The organism is uncultured Pedobacter sp., assembly GCF_913776295.1.
In the GTDB taxonomy this organism is placed as follows: Bacteria; Bacteroidota; Bacteroidia; order Sphingobacteriales; family Sphingobacteriaceae; genus Pedobacter.
Genome location: NZ_CAJYOJ010000027.1, coordinates 1 through 23,300, shown reverse-complemented (window position 1 = coordinate 23,300; position 23,300 = coordinate 1). Strand labels below are relative to the sequence as shown.

Annotated in this window: 8 protein-coding genes; all 8 read left to right on the top strand. The window is 40.2% G+C overall.

What is annotated here, in order from left to right; translation table 11 throughout:
• Positions 1–62 precede the first annotated feature (62 nt).
• Positions 63–1,664 (top strand): hypothetical protein, encoded by a 1,602-nt coding sequence (locus QZ738_RS05220; RefSeq protein WP_293785377.1) that lies wholly within the window; start codon positions 63–65, stop codon positions 1,662–1,664.
• Positions 1,664–3,061, top strand: coding sequence for a hypothetical protein (locus QZ738_RS05215; protein ID WP_293785346.1), 1,398 nt, complete (start codon positions 1,664–1,666; stop codon positions 3,059–3,061). Before QZ738_RS05220 ends, QZ738_RS05215 begins: the two co-directional genes overlap by 1 nt.
• A gap of 360 nt (positions 3,062–3,421) precedes the next feature.
• Positions 3,422–5,983 (top strand): hypothetical protein, encoded by a 2,562-nt coding sequence (locus tag QZ738_RS05210; protein WP_293785344.1) that lies wholly within the window; start codon positions 3,422–3,424, stop codon positions 5,981–5,983.
• On the top strand, positions 5,980–7,080 hold the full coding sequence (locus QZ738_RS05205; RefSeq protein WP_293785342.1) for a DUF928 domain-containing protein: 1,101 nt from the start codon (positions 5,980–5,982) through the stop codon (positions 7,078–7,080). Before QZ738_RS05210 ends, QZ738_RS05205 begins: the two co-directional genes overlap by 4 nt.
• Positions 7,077–7,490 (top strand): hypothetical protein, encoded by a 414-nt coding sequence (locus QZ738_RS05200; RefSeq protein ID WP_293785340.1) that lies wholly within the window; start codon positions 7,077–7,079, stop codon positions 7,488–7,490. Before QZ738_RS05205 ends, QZ738_RS05200 begins: the two co-directional genes overlap by 4 nt.
• A 1-nt stretch (position 7,491) precedes the next feature.
• Entirely contained in the window at positions 7,492–14,088 is a 6,597-nt protein-coding gene (locus QZ738_RS05195; RefSeq protein WP_293785338.1) for a hypothetical protein, read from the top strand.
• Complete coding sequence (locus tag QZ738_RS05190; RefSeq protein WP_293785336.1) at positions 14,088–14,879, top strand: hypothetical protein; 792 nt, start codon at positions 14,088–14,090, stop codon at positions 14,877–14,879. The genes QZ738_RS05195 and QZ738_RS05190 overlap by 1 nt, the downstream gene beginning before the upstream one ends.
• 149 nt (positions 14,880–15,028) lie before the next feature.
• Positions 15,029–23,300: DUF6443 domain-containing protein (locus QZ738_RS05185; protein WP_293785334.1), on the top strand; the 8,272-nt coding region annotated here is incomplete at its 3' end.

The following is a 23,300-nucleotide window of genomic DNA, read 5'->3' as shown; positions in this document are numbered from 1 at the left end:
GCAGTTAGCGTGCTGAGTAGTGCAATTTTGAGCTAACGTTAATTAATCAAAGTGATAAAAAAATGATGATCGTAATCCGTTTTTGTTTTTTTTATGGCAAACAACTTAAGAGTGTTTTCCTGTATTTTCTGTCGATCTTTTTTTTGATCAATATTCACAGCTGTTGTTTTGCCCAAACTTTTGAAGCAGGTGAAAATAAACCAGCTGTCGCTTACAACTTTTGGGATCGTTTTAATTACCTGGGTAAAGATGTATCTTATTACAGTTTAGGCTGGTATAACGAAGTAGACAATGTTCCACCGTATGTTTATTTATCAGGATTTCAAGGAATAAAATTATTCACACAGGGCATTCCCCGCCTTCATCTGGATTTGGCGGGTAACCTTGGACTAGGCACCATGAATGCCAACGCCAGATTACATGTAAACGGTAATGGCATTTTTGAAGATAATTTGAAAATAAGGGCTAAATATGATGCGTGGAGTGAAGGGATATTGATTGTTAAGCCGAATGGCTGGGCGGGATTACGTCTTGCGAAGAATGATCCATCTGGAGGGAATTATAATGGAAACTGGGCTTTAGGTTATTCTGACTATTCTGGAGAAGACTTTACGATAAGTAATCACTATAATGGTATACAGTATAATGATATTTTCCATATACGGGCAAATAACCGCTTTATCGGGATTGGCACTCCTAATCCAACCTCAAAATTAGAGGTTGCCGATGGCGATATTGCTGTTTCTGGTAATCTGTTGGTATCAAAAGGTAATACTACCGGAGGGGGAATAAAACTTGCTGATGATGGAGACATCGTTGATTTAAACGACGGATGGGCCACCCATCGTTTTAGCAATGGAATTAGGATAACCAGCGCAAATGGGGGAGGTAATCCTGTAATCCAACTCGCGAATAATAATGTTACGCCAACTTATTTTACTGTAGGTAATGTTGGAATTGGTACCAATACACCAGCAGGTCTGTTACATCTTAGTGGGGCATATGCTACAACTGATGGTGGAAATAGCTATCAATTTGCTGGTACTGGCTTGGTTGTACAGGCCAATACAGGAGGAAGAACAGCCGATCGGGGTGCACAAATAGAATTTGTTGTACCAGCATCGGTTGATGGAAGTAACCCATGGGGCCAGGGAAGGATTATTACCGTAGCTGGAAATAGTAATAATGGTGATGCTACAGGGAAAATGATTTTGGGTACACGCCGATCCTTTAATAAAAATGGTAAACCTACCGAATGGTTTTACGGCGATGATATCATAATAGCTGGTAACGGTAATGTAGGTATTAATACCTTAAATCCAATAGAAAAATTAACCGTTAATGGAAAAATTAAAGCTAATGAGATCCGTGTAGATGGCCAGGGTGCACCAGATTATGTTTTTGAAAAGAAATACAAACTTGGGACGCTGAATGAATTGGAAAATTATATTAAAAAGAACAAACACTTGCCTGAAGTACCATCAGCTGCGGAATTGGAAAGGGATGGAATGGCCGTTGGCGAGATGAATAAGCTGCTATTGAAAAAGATAGAAGAGCTGACCTTGCATTTGATCGCGCAGGAAAAAATAATCCGAAAACAGCAAACTGATATTGATGAATTGAAAAAAAATAGCAGGGTAAAAAGTATAAAAAATAAAAACTAATGAAAAGCAAAGGAATATGGCTTTATATGATATTGATTTGCAATGCGACTGTTGTATTTTCGCAACAGAATGTTCATTTCTTAGCCGATGCTGGAGCCATTAATAAAAATAACACGACAGGTCGAAATAAGATAGATATCTATTCTTTACGGGATATCGGCGTATCTACAGATCATTCGCCACCCGTTGTTTCTATGAGGACATTTGTTGGCCCTTATGCATTGAGTACTTATGTTACCGGGAACACAGATTTTAATACTTATCAGGAACCTGGTTTATATGAATTTGAAACAGCAGGAGGGTTCTTAACCAACACACCACATGGCACAGTAACCAGTTCTAATTTTAAGGTAATCAGCTTAGGGCAGCCTTCCAGAAATGCCCAGCTAATGTTTGAAACTGCAAGTAATGCTGTATGGGTAAGAAATAACTGGGATTGGGGTGCCGGTATACAACATACACCTTGGGATCGTTTAGCCTTGGTTTCGGAACTTGGGAATTCAGCTTTTATAGGGTTTGCTTATGATGCTAATCCTTACACGATGGCCAGAAGAGACGAAGGAGGGCATTTAAAGGCAAACTATTTTAGAACTCAGGCAATGCTTGAGGTTGGTGCGACGGGACTTACAGGCATTTTTGCCTCTTCAGGAGATGAATTCGTTCGAAAATTTGATGTAACCAGCGTTCGTAACTTTCTTGGAATTCCATCACAAGGAGAAACATTTGCCAGCGTTACTGCAAGAGATAACCATACCTATAGCAATTTAGCATTGAGTAAGGCAGATACCCCTAATCCCAATAATACAGGGGTTGACCGTGATTATGGTAGCTTGGGTTTCTTTAATTCTAATTTTGCCCTGGAAAATGCAAGGGTAGAAGCTTATTACGGAACTGGCCAGTATGTGGACAGAGGAGGTTTGAAATTTTACACCCGTGATGGCGATGGGTTAAAGACCAGAATGACCATATGGCCAAACGGCAATATTGGAATTGGTACTTCTACACCAAGTGAAAAATTAACCGTTAATGGTAAAATTAAAGCTAATGAGATCCGCGTGGATGGCCAGGGTGCACCAGATTATGTTTTTGAAAAGGAATATAAACTCGGAACGCTGAATGAATTGGAAAATTATATTAAAAAGAACAAACACCTGCCTGAGGTACCATCAGCTGCGGAATTCGAACGTGATGGGATGGAGATTGGTGAAATGAATCTATTGCTATTGAAAAAGATAGAAGAGTTGACCTTGCATCTGATTCAAAAAGATAAAGCCCTGATTGTCCAGCAAAACGATATCAATATACTGAAAAAGCAGGCAGAAGATCAAAAGCAAATACTTTTAACATTACGGGCAGAGGTGATACGACTAATAACCAAACAACCAAAAAGAAAATGAAAAAGTAGCAATGATTTTAACGAGACTTTAATATAAAAAACAATTTAGAAATAATAAAAAGTGATGGTTCCCATGTTTATAGGCGTATTACGCAATTGCGATGACCAGGCATTTATTATTTTTTTAAAAAATCAGATTTACATATTATGGGTTTCATCAAACATTAGGTCGCTTTCGTCAGCAGAAAGTTACTGTCTGTGGAAAAGGGCTTTGTTGAGCTTTTTTGCCCCTTATTTTATGATGATATTCGAAAATGAGTTCTCCGGCTCAGCAATCAAACAAATTAACGCTTTATTGATGTCTGTTCCTGCTATTGCCTAATGGTGTGGAAAGCCTTGATAAAGCAACGCTAAATAACGTATGAACAAAGCCCTAATAACAGCTACTGTGCTGGTATTCTTCTGCCTGCAATCGGTGCAGCTTTTTGCGCAGCTTCCTTCAATAGGGCAGGCTGCTGCAGACAGCCTGAAATTGGGCAAGCAGAAAATTCAGAAATTAGATTCTCTGGCTTTACAGAAAATCAAAACAACGAAAAGAGCGATTGTCTCACAGGTGAAGCAAAGTTTTAATCAACCAGATTTAACCGGATTGGTAAAAAAAGATTCCCTAAAAAAAGCACCTAATGGAAAACCTGTAAATATTTCAGCAGAAACAACAGCGAAATATGTTAAAACGAAGCAAAGCCTTATTGATTCACTTAAATTTGGGAAGCAAAAGCTATCTAAAGCCGATTCTTTGGCGAAAGACAAAATTCAGACTGCTAAAAAATCGGTATTAGCTCAGGCAGATCAGCGGGTAAAACAATCTGATATTGCTAAGCTATTTAAGAAAGATACGCTTAATAAGGGCAATAAAATACAACTTAGCGATGTTTCTGTAGGAAATGAAACCCAGTACATTAAAACGCAAAATCCTGCCAACGGTAAAAACCTGTTGAACAACGTAACCTTTGCGGGGCAGCTAAAAATATACAATATCCCAATCGATCTTTCGCTGGCCAATAATTATACGGTCATGCGCGATTTCAGGTTCGATCAGGGCAATCTTTTTAAATTCAATTTACCTAAACCCAGCTTTAACGAGTTTTTTAAGGCCGACTTGGATAGGTACCGTAATCTGCGTAAAAACATATTAAGCGGACAAACTGCCGAATCTTTCCTCCGTAAAAAGATACAGGATAAGATTGCTAAAAACATCGATCTTTCTGCTTCCCCAAAACTGCAGGCCTATTTAAACAATCCACAAAATTTAAGGAGCATGCTTAAAATGGATGAGTTGGAACTGAAAGGAAAATTGAACGAGTTTACGGATGAAATTAAAAATCAGACACAGAATGGGGGCAGACAGCTTAGCCAAAATGGGCAGGATTCGCTTACCAACCTTTTAAATGCTAAAAAGCAGGAGCTGTTTACCGAAATCCAAAAAGTGCAGCAATCGGTTTACGAGAGCGGTCTAGATCCCGAAAAACTCGAACTGCTCGAAAAAGTTGCCCAGGGTAAAATCTCACAAAGAGAACTGGAGGATTTCTTTGTATCAGAACTTTCTAAAGGAAAGGATATGGGCTTCTTACAAAAAGGTTATGCCCGGCTGCGGGAATTTCAGGCTGGTAATTTTGGTCATCAATTGCCCGGTAGTTTCCTTAATCGGGATCTTTTCTTAAATGGATTCCATTTCTCCTTACGTACGGCAAGGGGACCTGTTAGTGTAGGCGTGAGTACAAACCGTGATCTTAACTCATCAAAAGATGTTGGTTTTAACTCTTCTACCTATACAATTCCGAAATTGTATAGTTATTTAAGTGTACCTACTACCAATTTTTCATTCGGCTCGGGCAAGCTTTCATGGGTGGGTACTTATGATCGGCAGTTTAACGGTAACATCGGCTTTGCACAAAATACTTTGCCGCGCAACAACATGGTGTTTACCCTTAGCCAGGCTTTTAATTTTAATAAAGCAGGTACAGTTACTTTTGATGTTTCCAAATCTTCTACCCAATATAAAGAGCTTGCTGCATTTGGTCCGGATCAGCTTATGATTGACAGAAATACCAATGGCAATTATTTCAGGGATGACTTTTTACAAACCATGTCTGTTGGGCTAAACCACTCCATTGATGCTAAAAAATCGGGACTTAGAAGTACAGTATTTGTTAATTATGCTGGGGCGGGCTTTCAAAACCCAGGCCAACAGGGCATCGGTAATCTCAATTTAAGGTTTGGGGGTAATATCCGCAAAAATTTCTTCCACAATAAAATGACGCTTTCGGTACGTTCTGATTTTAAGAAAATGCCGGTCAGTGCAACTGATAATTCGCATTGGAGCAACCACAATATACAACTCGATTCAAGATTCCGGGTTTCCAGGTCAACCAACTTAGGTTTAAAATATATTGATAATGGAGTGGATAAAGTATCTCAGGGCAATATACCGGTTTATGCGGCTAAAAAATTCCAGCTTGATCTCCATTCAAATTATAAACTTTTTGGTCAGCGCGGTTTTAGCCATGTAAGTGTAGCACAGCAGGCAATTGCCAATCCACTATCGTTGGGCAATTCGAGTTTGATGCAATTAAACTATGTGCAGACTATAGTATTTAAGAAATTTTCACTTTCAGGGAATGTATTTTACAACCGCGAGCTTAATGCAAACACCATATTAGGCAATATGCTGAACTCAGATGCTTCTTTGCAGTATCTTTTATTTAGGAACGTTTCCATGTCTAGCGGACTAAGTTATCTTGATAATCAAAATCTTGCCCGCCAGGCCGGTATTAAACAAAGTATTCAGTTTTTGCTGAAGAAACATTTCGATATCTCCGCTTACGTAGACATTCGCAAAAACCTGATTACCCCAACCTATCCCGATCTTTTTTCGACCAACAGGGGAGAGTTATCTATACGTTATTATCTCGACAAACAATGAGCAAGCTTAAATTAATAGTAGTCGTTTTTTTTATTTTTCAGGCCTCCCACCTTTGGGCGCAAAGCAGTATCGTATTTGTTCCTGAGGTTTATGGTAATACCCTTAACGGACTTTTCCGGGCATCTATCTACAATTCGTCTGGAGTTAAATCGGTGAGGATGAACATTATTGTTAGGGAAGCCCGCGCCGGAAAAATAGCTGCCATACAAACTGAAGCATTCACCATTGTACCGGGGAATAACATCATTCCGCCGGGAGTGGCCCGTAGAGCCAGTGTAGCCATGGCACAGAATGCAACAGCAAATTTTATCAGGCGTAACCAATACTTTCCACAGGGCGATTACGAGTATGAATTTAATATCTATTCAGCCTCTTCAAGTCAGGAGATTATTATCGATCAGACTTTTAATAATGAAATTACCCCTCCGGCACCACTGGATCTGATTGAGCCTTACGATCAGGATGAAATCTGTGAAAAACGCCCGTTACTTACCTGGCAGCCCTCTGTACCCAAGGTTGATGGTTTACTTTACCAGGTCATGCTGGTAGAGATTAAGGATAAACAAAATGCTGTTGAAGCGCTAAACTATAATTTGCCGATTGTAAACCAGAAAGGGGTAGTGGCCAATTTGTTGGTTTATCCACCAAATTCGAAAGAATTGGTTGCAGGTAAAAAATATGCCTGGCAGGTGAGCGCCTACCGCGATCAAACGATAATCAACAGATCCGATATCTGGTCGTTCGAAGTAAACTGCCAGGATAGCTTGACTACGGCTGTACCTGAAGATTATGGATATCGGGATATAGAGGATTTGGTTAAGGGCAATTTTTATGTGGCAAACGGGCAAATCAGGTTTGCACTGATTAATTCCTATCATGACCAGCCGCTTAAATACACTGTACTCTGCATTAATAACCCCTCAAAAAAGATAAAAAAACTACCGAAGTTAAGGCTTAAACGTGGTCAAAATAAAGTTAATATTGATTTGAGCCATAATTTTTCATTTGATGATAACTATTCCTATATCATGAAAATTCAAATGCCAGATGGCAGTCAGAAAAGTTTAAGATTTCTTTATAAACAACCCGCAGAATGAGAAAGTACGCTATAATAATGTTACTTGGTATCATTTCCTGTACTGCTAAGAGTCCTTCAGGCCAGTATTTCGATAAGGACATAAAGGTAATGGCCCAATTAAAAAAAAACACATCAAATAATAGGATGCAGACTTTTATGGTTAGGGTATTTCCTGATCAAAAAATTATGGAGCAAGGGAAAGAAAAAATTGCCGAATCTTTTCTGTATCACGCTGACAGTTGCTTTTATCTACTTAAAAACAATGCAAAGTTATATCCCGAATATGTGGAACCCATAGTCAATGGAATAAAAGGGAGTTATGAATTTCTTGTAGGATTCAATAACCAAAACCTTTCGTCAAAAGAATATATACTGATTTATCAGGATCAGATGATTAATAAAAAAAAATACGTGCTCACGATCAAATAATATGGGATATACTTTAATCAATAAGACCAAATTTATTGCTAAATTTTTGCTGGCACTGTGGCTGATACAAATTTTTCAGCCCTTAAGTGTTTACGCACTAACGTCAGGTCCGGCTCAGCCAGAAGCGCAGTCTTTTCAACCTGTTGGTGTTTCAGATATGGTTGATTTATTTAGCGGAGATTTTAAATACAACATTCCATTATTGGATGTTGACGGTTATCCCATCAATTTAAACTATCAATCGGGGGTGGGCATTGATGATGAAGCCAGCTGGGTTGGTTTGGGCTGGAACCTGAACGTGGGCGCCATTAACAGGCAGTTAAGAGGCGTACCAGATGATTTAAGCGGAGATGAGCTGGTAACAGAACAATATACTAAGCCAAAAATAACGGTGGGCGGTAAATTAACCGCTAAAGTAGAGCTCTTTGGAAAGAATACGGCTTTTAAAGGTGGGGCGGGAATAAACGGCTCTCTCACTTTTGGTATTTTTAGTGATAATTATACGGGTATAGGTGCCGAAATCGGTGCAAATGCCGGTATGTCTTTTTCATTGGCTAATGATGGTCAGCTTACAGCAGGTTTGGGGATCGGTATTTTATCCAATACCGCTTCTGGAGTAGATGTTACACCAAATGCATCGTTAGCTATATCCGCATTTAAAGAAGAAAAGACCCTGGTAAACGCAGGTTTCAGTTCCTCTTTAGGGTACAATAGCCGCTCAGGTTTAAAGGCATTAAGTTTTAATAAGAGTTTTATGAGTTATAATACCTCTTCATCCATCTCTTATAACACTGAACCTGTAACGCCGAAAATTCAGGTGCCTTATACTTCAGAATATGGTTCTTTTAGTGTAGACGTTGGTGGAGTCGTTTTTGGCATTTACGGGAGTGCAGGCGGAACAGGTTACAAGAGTGTGAGGTATATCTCTAATGGGGGCAAATTCAGAAATCCGGAATATGGTTATTTGTATTCAGAGCAGGGAAAAAATCAAAAAAAAGCTATACATGATTTTATCAGGGAAAAAGATAATCCGGTAATACCCGAATTGCCTAACCTCGCTTTGCCCATTGCTACACCTGATGTATTTACCTATAATAGTCAAACAGGTTCGGGTCAATTCAGGCTCTACAGGGGTGGAACAGGGGTATACTTTGATAATGAAGTTGCGGACAATAGTAGAGTGACCAGTCTTGGTGGCGATATTGGATTTGGTGCCTATGCACATGGTGGAGTAACTGTTTTTAATCAATCTACCTCACTTGTAACCAGAAAATGGACAAGCGACAATAATTATCTAAAAAATGGTGATTTTCAGGATGAACCCACTGCTAATCCGGCCAGGCAGCACGTTTTCTTTCGGGATGCAGAAGATAAAAATATCGAAGACAGTGCCATGGTCTCTAAAATACATGGAGCAACTCCATTGTCAATTTCAACTTCCGATAAAACTGCCTCACAGAGTTTTAGTACAGTAAATAATTTTGGCGGCAACGTATCATTACCGGCTAACGAAAAAATAGAAAAAGATAAACGCCAGATACAGCGAACCTCGATATCATATTTAACTGCAGGAGAGGCATCCATGGCCGGCCTGAATAAAACGATAGATACCTACAGTTTTATAGATGCACAGACTTTTGATCCAAATAATATGGGAGTAGGTGCAGCATTGCCTACACGCGTTTCAAGGGTTGATACCTTAAGGAAAAAACATCATATTTCCGAAATAACAATAACAAACACCTCCGGACAACGAATGGTTTATGGTGTTCCCGTTTATAATAAACGTCAGGAAGAAATTTCATTTGCAGTAAACAATGCCGGAAATAATGGTGGCGGAAAAGTTGATGTGCCTTTAAATGGCAATGAAATTAATCATAATCAGGGACTTGATAATTATTATCATAAGGATTCGCAACCAGCATATGCTTACAGTTATCTGATCAGTGGTATTTTATCTCCCGATTATGTAGATAAAACCGGAGATGGGATCAGTTTGGACGATAATGGGACCGGTATTAAATTTAACTATAGCAAAATTAATTCCTATAGGTGGCGTACTCCTTTTGGCAATAAGAAAAACGGAGGTGCACATGTACCCGAAGGAAGTTTAAACAGGGGCTTATTAGCCGATCCGGATGATGACAAGGGATCTATCGTTTACGGAGAAAAGGAAATCTATTATGTTCACTCGATCGAATCGAAAACAAAAATCGCCTACTTTCTTACCGAAGACAGGCTTGATGGCCTGGGGGTAACAGATTGGAAAGGTGCTTTGGATATTGGCACAAAACAGAAATGTTTAAAAGAAATCCGCCTGTATTCAAAAGAGAATTTAAGCAAACCAATTAAAGTGGTGAAATTTGAATATGGATATGATTTATGCCCAGGTACGCCAAATTCTACTGCAAGTGGCGGGGGTAAACTAACGTTAAAAAAGGTTTGGTTCGAATACGGAAATACCCACAAGGGGCAATATCACCCCTATATTTTCACCTACAATTCTAAAATAAATGGCGTTGATATTCCTTATGGAATCATGATGACCGACCGTTGGGGTACTTATAAAAATCAGACCAATCCGGGAAATCTGACAAATGAAGAATATCCTTATGCCACACAGGATAAAGCTTATGCAGACCAGGCTGTGGGTTTATGGCACCTTAGTAATATTGAATTGCCTTCTGGTGGAAATATCGGGGTAATGTACGAAGCAGACGATTATGCCTATGTGCAAAATAAGCACGCAGCAGTGATGGTTCCATACAGTTTTTCTGATGGTACGACCCTAGCCAATCCTAATGCTATTATACAGCTTAATGTAGATTCTGATCCACCGCCTGGTCAGGACCAAACCCAGTGGTTCAAAAATACCTATCTGAATGGTTCTGATTATATCTATACAAAATCGCAGATTAATGTAAGTACTACAAATGCACCTTCCAGTAATAATGGAATTGATTTTGTATCCGCATATTGTAAAGTAACCTCGGTTGATGTGAATTCGGGCATAGCAAAACTAAGTTTAGAGCAAATAACTGAAGGTGGTACAATAACTAACCCCATTCGTTTTGCTGCATGGCAAAAGATGAAAAATGAATATCCAAAGTTTGCCTATCCGGGCTATCAGAACAGGGTAGGTGATAATCAGAATACGGGCGTTGCTGCAGCGGTGAGTGCTGTTATGAACGCTGCAGGAAACCTGAAAGAACTCCGTGAAAATTTTTATCAAAAAGCCAAGCGAAAAGGTTATTGTAGCACGGTTGAATCAGGTAAAAGTTTTGCGCGTATCAGTTTGGCTGCAAAGGCTAAATTAGGAGGTGGTGCCAGGGTTAAACAAATTACCATAAAAGATGAATGGGATTTGCTGACGGGAACCAACACCCCAAAAGGGGTTTATGGCCAAAGTTATGAATACAAAACTACATCAGCTAATGGAAACACTATCAGTAGTGGGGTAGCTACTTATGAGCCATCTATCGGTAATGACGAAAATGCTTTAAAACAGCCTGTTCCCTATATTCAGAAAATAAAGGGAACAATTAACAATTATTTTGAACTGGAGGCACCTTTTGGCGAATCCCTCTATCCATCGCCCGGTGTTGGGTACAGTAAAGTAACCATTAAGGATCTGGAAGCCGGTGGTAGTTTACCATCCGATCAGATTCCTAAAACCGGTTATGTTGTAAACGAATTTTATACCGCCAAAGATTTTCCGGTCAGGGTTAATGTTTTGCCATTAAAAAAATACAACCCAAAACCCCAAAGTACTTATTCTCTTATCCGGACCAATAGTATAGAAGAATTGGTACTCGCTCAGGGCTATTGCATAGAATTAAACGATATGCATGGAAAACCAAAGGCAAACCGTATATTTAATAGTTCCGGAGTAGATATATCCTCAACGGAATATAAATATAAGGTTGACGACCAAAATGCGGTAGAAAAAAGGTTAAATAATACTGTGAGTATTGTTGCACCAAGTGGAAATGTTCGTCCTGGCGTAATTGGAAGAGATATAGAGTTTTATACTGACTTTAGGGAGCAGGAAACAAATAATACCGGGCTTGCCGTAAATTTAGGGGTTGATGTTATTCCTTTTATTTTCGCGCCTTTAGTTATTCCTCATTTTCCTGTTAATGGCAATAATGAATACAAGTTATTCAGATCAGCCTGTGCGGTAAAGGTTATACAAACCAATGGTTTGATTAAAACCGTGATTAAAAAGGAGAACGGTTCTTCTATTGCAGTTGAAAATATTGCTTATGATGGTGTAACCGGCGAAGCCCTGATAACCAAAACACAGAATGAGTTTAATAAAGATTATTATTCACTTAATTTACCGGCTTATTGGGCCTACAGGAAAATGGGCGGAGCCTACCAGAACCTGGGGATGGTTCTCAAAAATGTGTACCTGAATAATCTATATGAAATTAATGACAGTTATTGGGCTTTATTAACACAGGGAGATGAATTAATTAATTTGGGAACAGGAACACATTATTGGGTTATAGATAACCGAAGTACAATTTATCATGGTAACCCTACTAATCCTAATACAATTGCCGTCAATCTCCTGGAACCATCGAAAATACTGATCGATCGCAACGGTAAAGTGTTAAAATCGATTACAGGTGAAGGAGTAGCCAAAACTTTTAAAGTAGTGCGTTCAGGATTTAGAAATACTTTATTGGCCTCAACCGAAAGTATTGTATCAGTTAATAATCCGATAAAAAACAATAAACTGAATATTAACGGCGATTTAAGTCAGTTAAAGGTAATATCCGCATCGCTAACCACTTACGATGATGAATGGCCGGTTGATGCACAAGGGCAGGTTACAGAGCGTATTGAAAACACCTCCTTTAATTTTATTTTCAGATTAGTTGGAAATCATGTTGAACACGGAAGGCTAGGAGTTCGCTTTTATAATCCTTATGACCCCTATTGTGAAAATTGTACGAATGAATATCAGGGAAATCCAGACTATTATTATAATTCTGGCAATAATTACCTCAATACCAGAATGGCTTCTATTGGTATATTTCCAAACAGATATCAAGGTGAAGATTTACCGGCTTTATCTGAGGCAGTTGGGTTTTCATCAACATTTAATGCCGAGGTAAGTAAACAATATTATATCGGCTTTGCCGGTGATGATAGAATAACCATTACTATAGATGGTAATGTGTTCCAACCTGGCTTAACCAATATAGGGCAAAGTGATTATTGGAATATTTTTCCATTGTATCTGGAAGCCGGAACGCATAATATCGAAGTTGAAGGTTACAATGTGCCTAACTGTTGCCATAACTGGAGTCAAAACCCAGGTTCTTTAGGGGTCGAAATTTACGATAACACTATTGGTCAGATTTTTGCATCTTCTGCCGGTAACCCGCCAAAAACGATTTTTACAACATTAAATCTTGCAAACACAAATGAGATTCAAAGTTTTAGATCGCTCAATGCACCTAAAACATGGCACTTTACCTATAGTACTTTCTACAACCCGTTTATTCAAGGACTAAAAGGTAACTGGCGTCCGTATCAACAGAAAGTATATCAGGAGACTAGGGCTTATGATAATATATTCTCTTTAGGAAAGAAAGGTATGAACGTTGCTAACGCCGGGTACTTCAAGAACTTTAAATCTTACTGGAATACGGGCTTTCCTTGGGTAAATCTGGTCGAAAATTTCTGGGAACCTAAATGGATTACTTCCAATATCATTACCCAGTACGATAAATATGGTCAGGAGTTGGAAAACAAAGATGCCTTAAACCGATATAGTGCTGCAAGTTTTGATTTTAAGGGTGAGTTACCATCGGCAGTGGCATCAAATGCCAGAAACAGGGAAATCTATGTCAACAGTTTTGAAGACCGCAACCGCCACGTGGTTGTGCCAGATTCCAATATCGTGAAAGAGTTTGTATCAAAGCCATATAACCAACCATTATATTGGTCTATTTCTGATTTAGTATCACACACTGGTAAATATAGCCTGGCGCTGTCAACTGATGGGATTGTACTTTCTACTGTAAAACATAATAAAGAGCAAAAAATCTCACCTTACCTCACGAGGAACAACAATGGCGAATTTAACCTGCTCAATAATTATGGTTTACTGCCTCGCGGTTTTGAACCGGTACAGGGAAACGAATATATTTTTAACGTTTGGGTAAAAGATAACCAGCCAACAAATAAAAGTGTTAACGTCAGTGCTTATTATCAGGTACCTAGTTATGGCTACAACTACCCGATAACATTAAACTATAAAGCGGTTGTAGAAGGATGGAAATTATTGGAAGGCAGAATCAATACCCAGGTGAGCGGATATCATAAAATGGATCTCCTGCTGAAAGCCAATTATGGCGGAATTTACATTGATGATATCAGGATACATCCAAAAGATGCCCTTTTAAAATCATACACTTACGATAGCCGTAATTTTAAACTCATGGCAGAGTTGGATGAAAACGCTTTTGCAACCTTCTATGAATATGATGATGAGGGATCATTGATCAGGGTGAAGAAAGAAACCGAAAGGGGCATTGCTACCATTAAAGAAAGCCGCTCATCTTACAGAAAAAAGAACTAATGAAAACCTTACATAAAAAACTATTCTTTTCGTCAGTTGGCCTTGCGGCTATCCTTTTTGTTGCCATTGCGAGTGCAAAAATAGCGGCGAATAAAAGCGAAGCAACTGTAGTAGTTGCACAAGATACCGTTGAAACCATTCATATCGATACCGCAAAACTGAAATTATTTACTTTGGCCGCGAAGGCCATCGATTTTAATGCCCATGATCTTACCCTGTCAGGTACCTTAAGTGTTCACGATGGGAGTGACAGCTCGGTAAATGTTGATAATGCCGCTTATTGTTTTATTAAAAAAGACAGTAGTTTCTACTATAAGATGAATTTGGTAGAAATGATCAATACGAGCGCGTATTGTGTGCAGATAGATGGACAGCAAAAAAAAATCATGCTTTCGCCGCACAAAAGCATAAACCCGCAACTGATGTTCCCCCAGATAGAAAAACTCGTTTCAGGCTTACGCGGGGAAAGATATCGTGTGGTGGAAATGCCTGCTCCGGAAGGATTTCGTAAAATATCCATTATCAATCCACATCATGTAACCTGCAAGGAATATAGCCTAACCTTTAATCGTGATACATTCAAGCCAACCGAAGTTTTTATCCGGTTAAGTAACCTCGAAGATCCCTTAAATTCAAAAATGGATAAAACCATTTTGATGAAATATTCAGAAAGGAGCAACCTGAACGAAACTGCGTTATTGTCCATAGAACGGATACTGGCGAAATCAGATCACGGGTTTAAAGCTGTCCATGCCTATACAGGTTACGAAGTAATTGAGATAGGCCGTTAATTGTAGCTTGCCACCTGCCGTTCAATTAAAGGAAAAGCCAAGCAGCAAGGTGCGCGACTAAACACCTATGGTGTTTTAACTTATTGAGATAAGAATAATCAGGTAATGGATGCCTGATTGAAATAAGATATTATTAAGAATATTTAGTTATGTTAAAAACGCTCCGTTTTATTTTTGTGGTTTCTTTATTGGTATTGCTGCAACAATATGCATTTGCAGCGGTAGAACCCTATCAAAATTTTTTGAAAGGGAACATTAAAGCTGGCGACTCCTTATTGGTAAAAGACGAAAAGTTTAAAAATACATCGTTCAACTGGGCCGATATCACCAATATTTCAGTTAAAAACAGCATTAACTTGCAGGTTTTGGATGAACAGGCCATTAGCCAGTCTTTTAGCTGTACCTTAAAAATCAGGATTGAGTATTTTAGTTCTCCGGCGCAGATCGATGCAACCAAAATTGATGATATTGAGCTTAAGGTAAATTATGATAAAAATGCAGGAGCAGTTTATAAAGGGATAGACACCTATAGTTTTCAAAATGGTTATTACGTAAAGGTATATGTGGTATCCATTAACAGTCCGGAATTTGGAACTCAGCTACCTCCTGTGCTGCAATTGAGCAGCATGATCAATATCGACCGTAAATATGCATTTAAACCTTATTTGTTTTTAGGTATTAATGGCGAACAGGCAGTACAGTCCAAAACTAAAGGTATGCAGCGGTTAAGCGTCGGAACCGTTCAGGATAATCAGTTAAAGTTGAGCTGGTCTTTAATACCCGGGGCAGAAGAATATGATATCGAGTGGGTAAGTATTGATAATGGATCGGAATGGGAAACAATTGCAGACGCATTAAAATCAAATAGCGGAGCATATTCTAATGATGATATTGGAGCCATCTTCAGAAACAATGCCACGCGGATCACCACTCACGAAAATAACTATACCATTTCTTTGTTGTATAATGCCAAATATATATTGGTGAGGATGAGGCAGGTGCAATACACTAACGATGGGCTCAGAAATATCGGTGAATGGTTTTACAAACAGGATAACAATAATAACTATGCAATATGGGAGCCGGGCTGGCATCAGCAGAATTTAAACTGGCAATATGCTGTTACTTACGCCGAAGAAGGAAAAAAGAAAGAAGTAGTCAGTTATTTTGATGGCTCGTTGAGGGGGCGCCAAACCGTAACCCTCAACAACAGTGATGATGTAGCTGTTGTACAAGAAAATGTTTACGATGAGTTTGGGCGTGCTGCAGCGAGTATTTTACCTGCTCCGGTTAGAGAAAGTACAACCAGCCAATCTCTGCATTATTTTCCTGCTTTTAACCGGAATGCCAGCAATTTACCCTATAGTTATACCGATTTAAATGCGGCCAACTGCGAACCTTTGCCATCGGCTTTAAACATATCATCCGGCGCATCACGCTATTATTCAACACAAAATCAGTTTAAAAACCTCACCTCATTTAATCAATATATTCCTGATGCTGGCGGTTATCCTTTATCAGTAACGCAGTATACGCCGGATAATACAGGTAGGATAAAATTACAGGGTGGTGTAGGTTATACTTTCCAGCCTGGCACCAGCGAAAAGCATACCACCAGATATTATTATGGTAAACCTGAACAATGGGAATTGGACAGGCTATTTGGTAACGACGTAGGTTTTGCTGAGCATTACCTTAAAAATATGGTGATCGATCCAAACGGACAGATCAGTATCAGCTACCTGAATGCCAGTGGTAAAACTATTGCAACGGCATTAACCGGTAATACACCTGATAATGTTACCAGCCTGGATAACAAACCTGCTGCACAGGAGCTTAACATGAAAATATTAAAACCAGAGCAATTTAATTTTGATGCCAGCCGTTTAAGCCTGAATGCAACTACCACTTATACTGCATCGGTACCTGGCCTTGTTACGCTAAAGTATGATATAGAAAAATTGATTGCACAATATCCGGGTACCACTTTTCAACCCTGCAGTAATTGCTATTATGAACTGGGCATTACCATACGGGATAATTGTAATGTTGTGGTGTATAATACGGCTACTCCTGTTAAAATTGGCGCTGATGCCTCAAATTGTGATGATGGAGGGGTATATAACGGTACTATTGAAACGGCATTTAACCAGATTGGCGAATATTACATTACCTTTAATTTTAATCTGAGCGAAAAAGTAATCAATTACTTTACAGACGAATATGTAAAAAAAGGCCAGAATGCGCTTTATCTTCAAAAACAGTCTGATTTTGTATTGAGGTATCTTGCCGAAAGCCGCTTTCAGGATTGTTTTGCCGATTGTAAAACAGCAAGGGCAAAACTAGGCAACAAGGCAGATTTTACAGCCATGTTTATCGCCAGGCTTAATCAGCTTTGCGAAGCCCCGGGTGCTTATCAGAACCTGATTTCAAGTACTTATGATGATCTTTTAAATAAAGTAGCGGCACTTGAAGCAGCTTGTGTAAGCACAGCCAGCCCTTGCGATGATTACCGCAACCCCATGTTGCTGGATGTTTCACCCGGCGGACAATATGCCATGGTTGATGATTCTGGTAACTTTTTAGAGACGGCTACCAACGTACTGCAGCTATATTTTAAACATGGTGCATTTGATAACCTGGATAGTGCTGATCCCGCCTATATCAATAGTGCCGTAACCAAAGAGGATGGCAGTATTATATATCCATATGATGCCTCATTTACATTAGCTGACCTGGTAAAGTACTGGAAACCCGATTGGGCAGAACAATTTCTCCGTTTCCACCCCGAATATTGCAAACTTCAGTTTTGCATTAACCACTCCGGAGAAAAAGCATGGGACAACCGATTAAAGGAAATAGAAACGGCAGCAGCAATTGGTTACCACCGCAATAATCCGGTAAACTGGCTGCTCAATACCGATCCCTTTTTTACTAATCCCGCGTATGCTACCTACAAGAGCAATATGGAATTCGACCTGAATAATTTCAGTGTGGTAAAAACCGGGCGTAATGATGTTGCTGTAAAAAATATCAATGGTTTTATTGATTTCGTGCTTTATTGTGCAGACACAACCGGTACTACCAATTTAGGGGTAAATACAACCGCACAGAACTGGAATACCTGCAGCCCCAATGATGCCTGTAGGGTAGAAAACCGCGAATGGCAACTTTACCGCGATTATTATCTGGAGCTTAAAGAAAAGTATATAGAAATAATCCGAAATAACGAAACCTGTAATCCTGCTACTGCCTGTACCATAGGGAAACCTGTGAGTGCTGAATATGATTATACTAACAATGGCGATTGCTCGACAAGAATATTCGCAGCATCTACACAGCAACTGTCTCCAAATAGCTATAAAACATTCGACTACCTCAATAACCAGCAGGTAACATATACTTACATTACGGGAATGCATAGTGCACCGCCCGCCATTACTTGCAGCAATCTGGGAACCAGGCAGTTTTACAGCTGCTTAGACGTTACTATGCCATCGGGGGCAACCATAAGGTACACCAATGTATGGGAAATGACCTGTACAGAAACTATTCCTGCCGGTTGTGCTTTTCAGGGCAGTTTAACACCCGATGGCAGTTATGGTTATGGTTCTTATTATACCGTTAATTATCCTTATCAATATCAATATACCATTTTTGAAGGTTATGATGAAGCTGATCCACCCGCTGTAGGCTGTAACGGAGGTTTATATAATAGCGATCTTACTTTTTATCCTTGTTATACCGTTTTTTATAATAATACAAGTTACTTATTTAATAATGTATGGGTAAGTATCTGTAATAACTATATTGGTGGCGGTGGCGGAGGCGGGGGAGGTGGCGGTAATCCATGTGATCAGCAGCCAACAGCACTCTTTAAAGCAGTTGAAGCCAACAGCAATTACGTAGAACAGCCGCCTTGCGAAATTACCATGCAGTTAATGGCCAACAATACTAATCAACAGAAAGTTGTCGCCGATTTTGACAGCAATAATATTTACAGCATTAATAAAGTAAACAACCAGGAGGCCAATAGAAATGCTACAACACAGGCCAGAAGAAGTGATATTGATACGCCTGTATCAGAAACGCCAGGCCAATTTGGCGAATATGAATTTAAACCCTATTTCGCGGTACAAAATGAGAAAGGGAGTTATCAGATTTATAGAGATGTTTGGGTAGCCAGGTATCAGCCAGAGCTCGCCGCTACACCATCAATGACCATGAGGAGCAGTGCGCCGCAAGAGGAAAATGCAATGCGGGTTTCAAATACGGTTACTGTTTGTGCAAAAATAAGCGATGAGGCCAACTTAAACGATGGTAATATTTCGAAATATATAGATTGTTATGGTTATTACTTTCACAATCCCAGAAAAACAACGGTAGAACTGGTTGATCAGAATGGTAGTCCGGTATCATTCCATATGGATGTACAGGTAACTGTAAATTTCAGGGTTGACCACGACTACTCAAGTACATACGAATCCGTAGTCATATCAGTTCCAAACGGACAAAGCTCTGCTACTTATTTTTACGACTCGACCTATTACATACAAGTACAGAATTGTAGTCCGTTCCAAAAGGTATATTTAAACCAGAATACCATATCAGGTGCAAGTTTTTGCACTTCAACGCCACCACCAGCCAACTGCCCGGCCATTTATGCCGAAAAAAAGAGCAGGTTCGATCCAGATATCATCGCACCCAAAACAGGTTTAACCGAGGCGCAGTATAAGGCAGAGCAATATGCTGCATTAACCAGCCAGATCAATACTTCCTGTACCGGTAGTGCCGATGGCTGGATTCAGCGTCTTCAAAAAGGATTGGAAGCGGGTAACTTCACCTCAAAAATAGATGAACTCAGAAACAACTTAATCACTTTATGTACGCTGGGAGGAGACCTCGATCATCCTTTTGGTGCCAGTAGTTTACCCGGCTCAACTACTATAAATATTAATGGACATGCGGCCAGAAATTTTGGCGACGTCATTAAATACACGCTAGGAATTAATGCTTTTACCGATCTGCTGAACCCATGGTTAATCGATTCGCCCTATCCGTATGAGGTGATCCAGCAACCTACCCAGGTTTCCATCTCCGCTACTACAGATGCGATCTGTACTAAGTTAATGAACCTGCCGGGTTATGGTACCTCCGGTTTTTACAATACACTGGTGGCACAATACGGTGGTGCAATGACTTTAAGCGAAGCAGAATTAAATACCCTGATTAAAGGCTGCACCAATTGCAAACATTTATTGGATTATGATATCAAACTCCCTGTTTTTCTGGACGCAGGGGCAACTGGTTGTATAACCAGAAATGCTTATAATACAGTTGTTTCCGATTTAAATACTGCTTTTGGCAATAGTTTAAATCCGGCATCTGCCCATTACGAAACTATTTTTAGCAACTATTTAAACCAGAAATTCGGCTTTTTCCTATCGTACCAGGATTACGTGGATTACAGTTCCAGCAACCGCGACCTATTGTGTAACGAGCCTCCTTATGTTGCCGCACCTGTTGATCCGATGGCATGCGTAAAAACATTAATCGATCAGGCTTACGGAACGGGGAGCGAGCAATACAGCAGTTATATTAATGAAGAGAAAAGAAAATTTGTTAATGCCTATGTGAATACCTGTGCAGCTGCAAAGGCTAATGTGATGCTTAAGGCTTCACAACAGATTTATCACTATACGTTATACTATTATGATCTGGCTGGTAACCTCATCCGTACCGTGCCGCCGGAAGGGGTAACACTTTTAACCGATAACGAAATTGAACTGGTACAGCGTGGCAGAAAAGCACAGCCTGAAGATTGCAATTATAATGGCCCGCTAACTGCGGCCGATCAGAATACGGCTTTACAAACCCTAAGCAATACTCTACAGGCGCACGGCAATACCGCGGTAGAAATGTGGTTGCATACGGATGCCGATGGGGGCAAACAGTTTATTGCCGCCACGCCCGATATGAAATACATGTTACAGGCCTGCGTAAACGGCAACCTGGTTAATGTTGATATTTTTACCTTAAACCAAACGGCAGCAGATCAGGTAAGTATTGTATTAAGCAGGCACATAACTGCCAATGTGAGCGATATTTTACCATTATCGCCATGGACACACGTGGTGGTACAGGGAGCAGATCTTGCGCAGGGTATTGCACAGATCTGGGTAAACGGAAAATCTTATAGTCCGGTGGCAGGTGCACCTGCGGCAGGTTGTGGCTGGACCATTACCAGTAACCCGATCAATATGCCGCGCAATTTTACTAACCTAAAACACCTGCGTATTTATAACGGGCGTTTAATGGGCGCCGGCGAAATTACCGCCAACGCCGCAAGCCCCTGCTTTGCCGTTGCCGATGGCACTGCTTTGGCCTGGTACCGTTTCAACATACCGGCAGCGGGCGAACCTACCACCATTGCCGAAAACAGTACCCTGGAAACCCAGTTTAATGGTACTTATCCTTTACACCGGTTAACCACCACTTATGCTTACAACGCCACCAACCAGGTGGTAAAACAATATACCCCTGATGCCGGTACCAGCAAGTTCTGGTACGATTACCTCAGCCGTTTGGTGATTTCGCAAAATGCAAAACAGGCCACAGGTAATAATTTTAGCTATACCGATTATGATGCATTGGGCAGGATAAAAGAGGTAGGCCAGAAAAATACGACAAGCAGCGGTTTAACCGAACCGGCTTACGTAGACAATACTTTTTACCGTAACTTTTTAAGCTCAGGAAGTAATACCCAGATTACCCAAACTTACTATGATGGTTTGATTAGCGGTAATGGTACATTGACCAACCTGGGGCAGGATCATCCGCGTAAACGGGTATCGGCCAGTGTATACCGCGAAACAGCGGGAACATCAGCCATTAATGCAACGTATTATAACTATGATGTAAGTGGTAATGTGAAAACGTTATACCAGCAGATTAACGGACTGGGTTTAAAAACCATCAATTACGAATACGATTTAATTAGCGGTAAAGTTAATTTTCTGGCTTATCAGCATGGCCAGAACGATGCCTTTTATTATCAATATAAATATGATGCCGATAATCGCTTAACCGCTGCATGGAGCAGTACCCAGGCCAATGTAGTTAATTATGGTTTTGGTAGTACGCTGACTGATCCAAGCCGGCGTCTGGATGCCAGCTACCAATATTACCTGCATGGCCCGCTGGCCAGGATGGAACTTGGCCGCAACCTGGAGAAAGTACAGGGAATGGATTATGCTTATACCCTGCAAGGTTGGTTAAAAGGTGTAAATGGAACCCAATTAAACCCAGGTATAGAAATGGGTGTCGATGCCGGAAACGGCCAGAACGCAACCATTGCCAAAGATGCACTGGCTTATAGCCTGGGCTATTACAATGGCGATTACAGCCCAATTGGTGGCAATGGTGCTTTTGCCAACACCTATGTGGGGACCAATGGCGATCTTACGGGTAAGCCGTTGTTTAACGGTAATATCAGTAACAGCACTTACGCCATTGCAGGTATTAACAGTGGTGCAACCGTTGGTTACAGTTACGGTTACGATCAGTTAAACCGGATTAAAAATGTAAACCAGCATGATTTGGGTACCGGTAACTGGAATTTTGCCAGTGCGAGCAATAAGTTTAAAGAAAGTTTTAATTACGATGGTAACGGAAACATTTTAAACCTGCAGCGCAATAACCAGAATGGCAATGCCATGGATAATCTGAGCTATGCCTACAACCGTAATGCAGCGGGCAAACTTATTAATAACCGCCTGGCCGCTGTAAACGATGCCGTTGGCGTAACCAATGGAAATGATATTAGCAACAACAATTACAGCTACGATGATATTGGCAACTTAAAAACTGATGCTGCCGAAGGTATCAGTAATATTGATTGGAGTGTATATGGTAAAATCAGGAGCATTAGCAAAAATAGCGGGGGCATTGATTATACTTATGATCCATCGGGCAACCGGGTAAGCAAGCTCTACAATAATATCACTACTTATTATGTACGCGATGTCCAGGGCAACAGCTTGGCGGTTTATGATAATGCGGGCAATACCAGCAACTGGCGCGAGCAACAGCTGTATGGCAGTAGCCGTTTGGGAATGTGGAAACCAAACCTTAATTTAGCTACAGCCAATGGTAGCAGTATTTGGAACAACTATGGCCTTAAGTTCTTTGAGTTGAGTAACCACCTGGGTAACGTTATGGCGGTGGTGAGCGATAACCGTTTGCAAAGCGGCAATACTTATGTACCCGATGTAATTAACAGTAACGACTACTACGCTTTTGGTGGGCAGATGAACGGCCGCGATTTTATCAACCCTGGCGCACAGGCCTACCGTTATGGTTTTAACGGTAAGGAGAACGATAATGAGGTAAAAGGGCAGGGCAACCAGCAGGATTATGGCA

What these genes read in the sequence shown, in the direction of transcription:
- QZ738_RS05215 (WP_293785346.1), top strand. Translation starts at nt 1,664, where the DNA reads ATGAAAAGCAAAGGAATATGGCTTTATATGATATTGATTTGCAATGCG.
- QZ738_RS05200 (WP_293785340.1), top strand. Translation starts at nt 7,077, where the DNA reads ATGAGAAAGTACGCTATAATAATGTTACTTGGTATCATTTCCTGTACT.
- QZ738_RS05205 (WP_293785342.1), top strand. Translation starts at nt 5,980, where the DNA reads ATGAGCAAGCTTAAATTAATAGTAGTCGTTTTTTTTATTTTTCAGGCC.
- QZ738_RS05190 (WP_293785336.1), top strand. Translation starts at nt 14,088, where the DNA reads ATGAAAACCTTACATAAAAAACTATTCTTTTCGTCAGTTGGCCTTGCG.
- QZ738_RS05220 (WP_293785377.1), top strand. Translation starts at nt 63, where the DNA reads ATGATGATCGTAATCCGTTTTTGTTTTTTTTATGGCAAACAACTTAAG.
- QZ738_RS05210 (WP_293785344.1), top strand. Translation starts at nt 3,422, where the DNA reads ATGAACAAAGCCCTAATAACAGCTACTGTGCTGGTATTCTTCTGCCTG.
- QZ738_RS05195 (WP_293785338.1), top strand. Translation starts at nt 7,492, where the DNA reads ATGGGATATACTTTAATCAATAAGACCAAATTTATTGCTAAATTTTTG.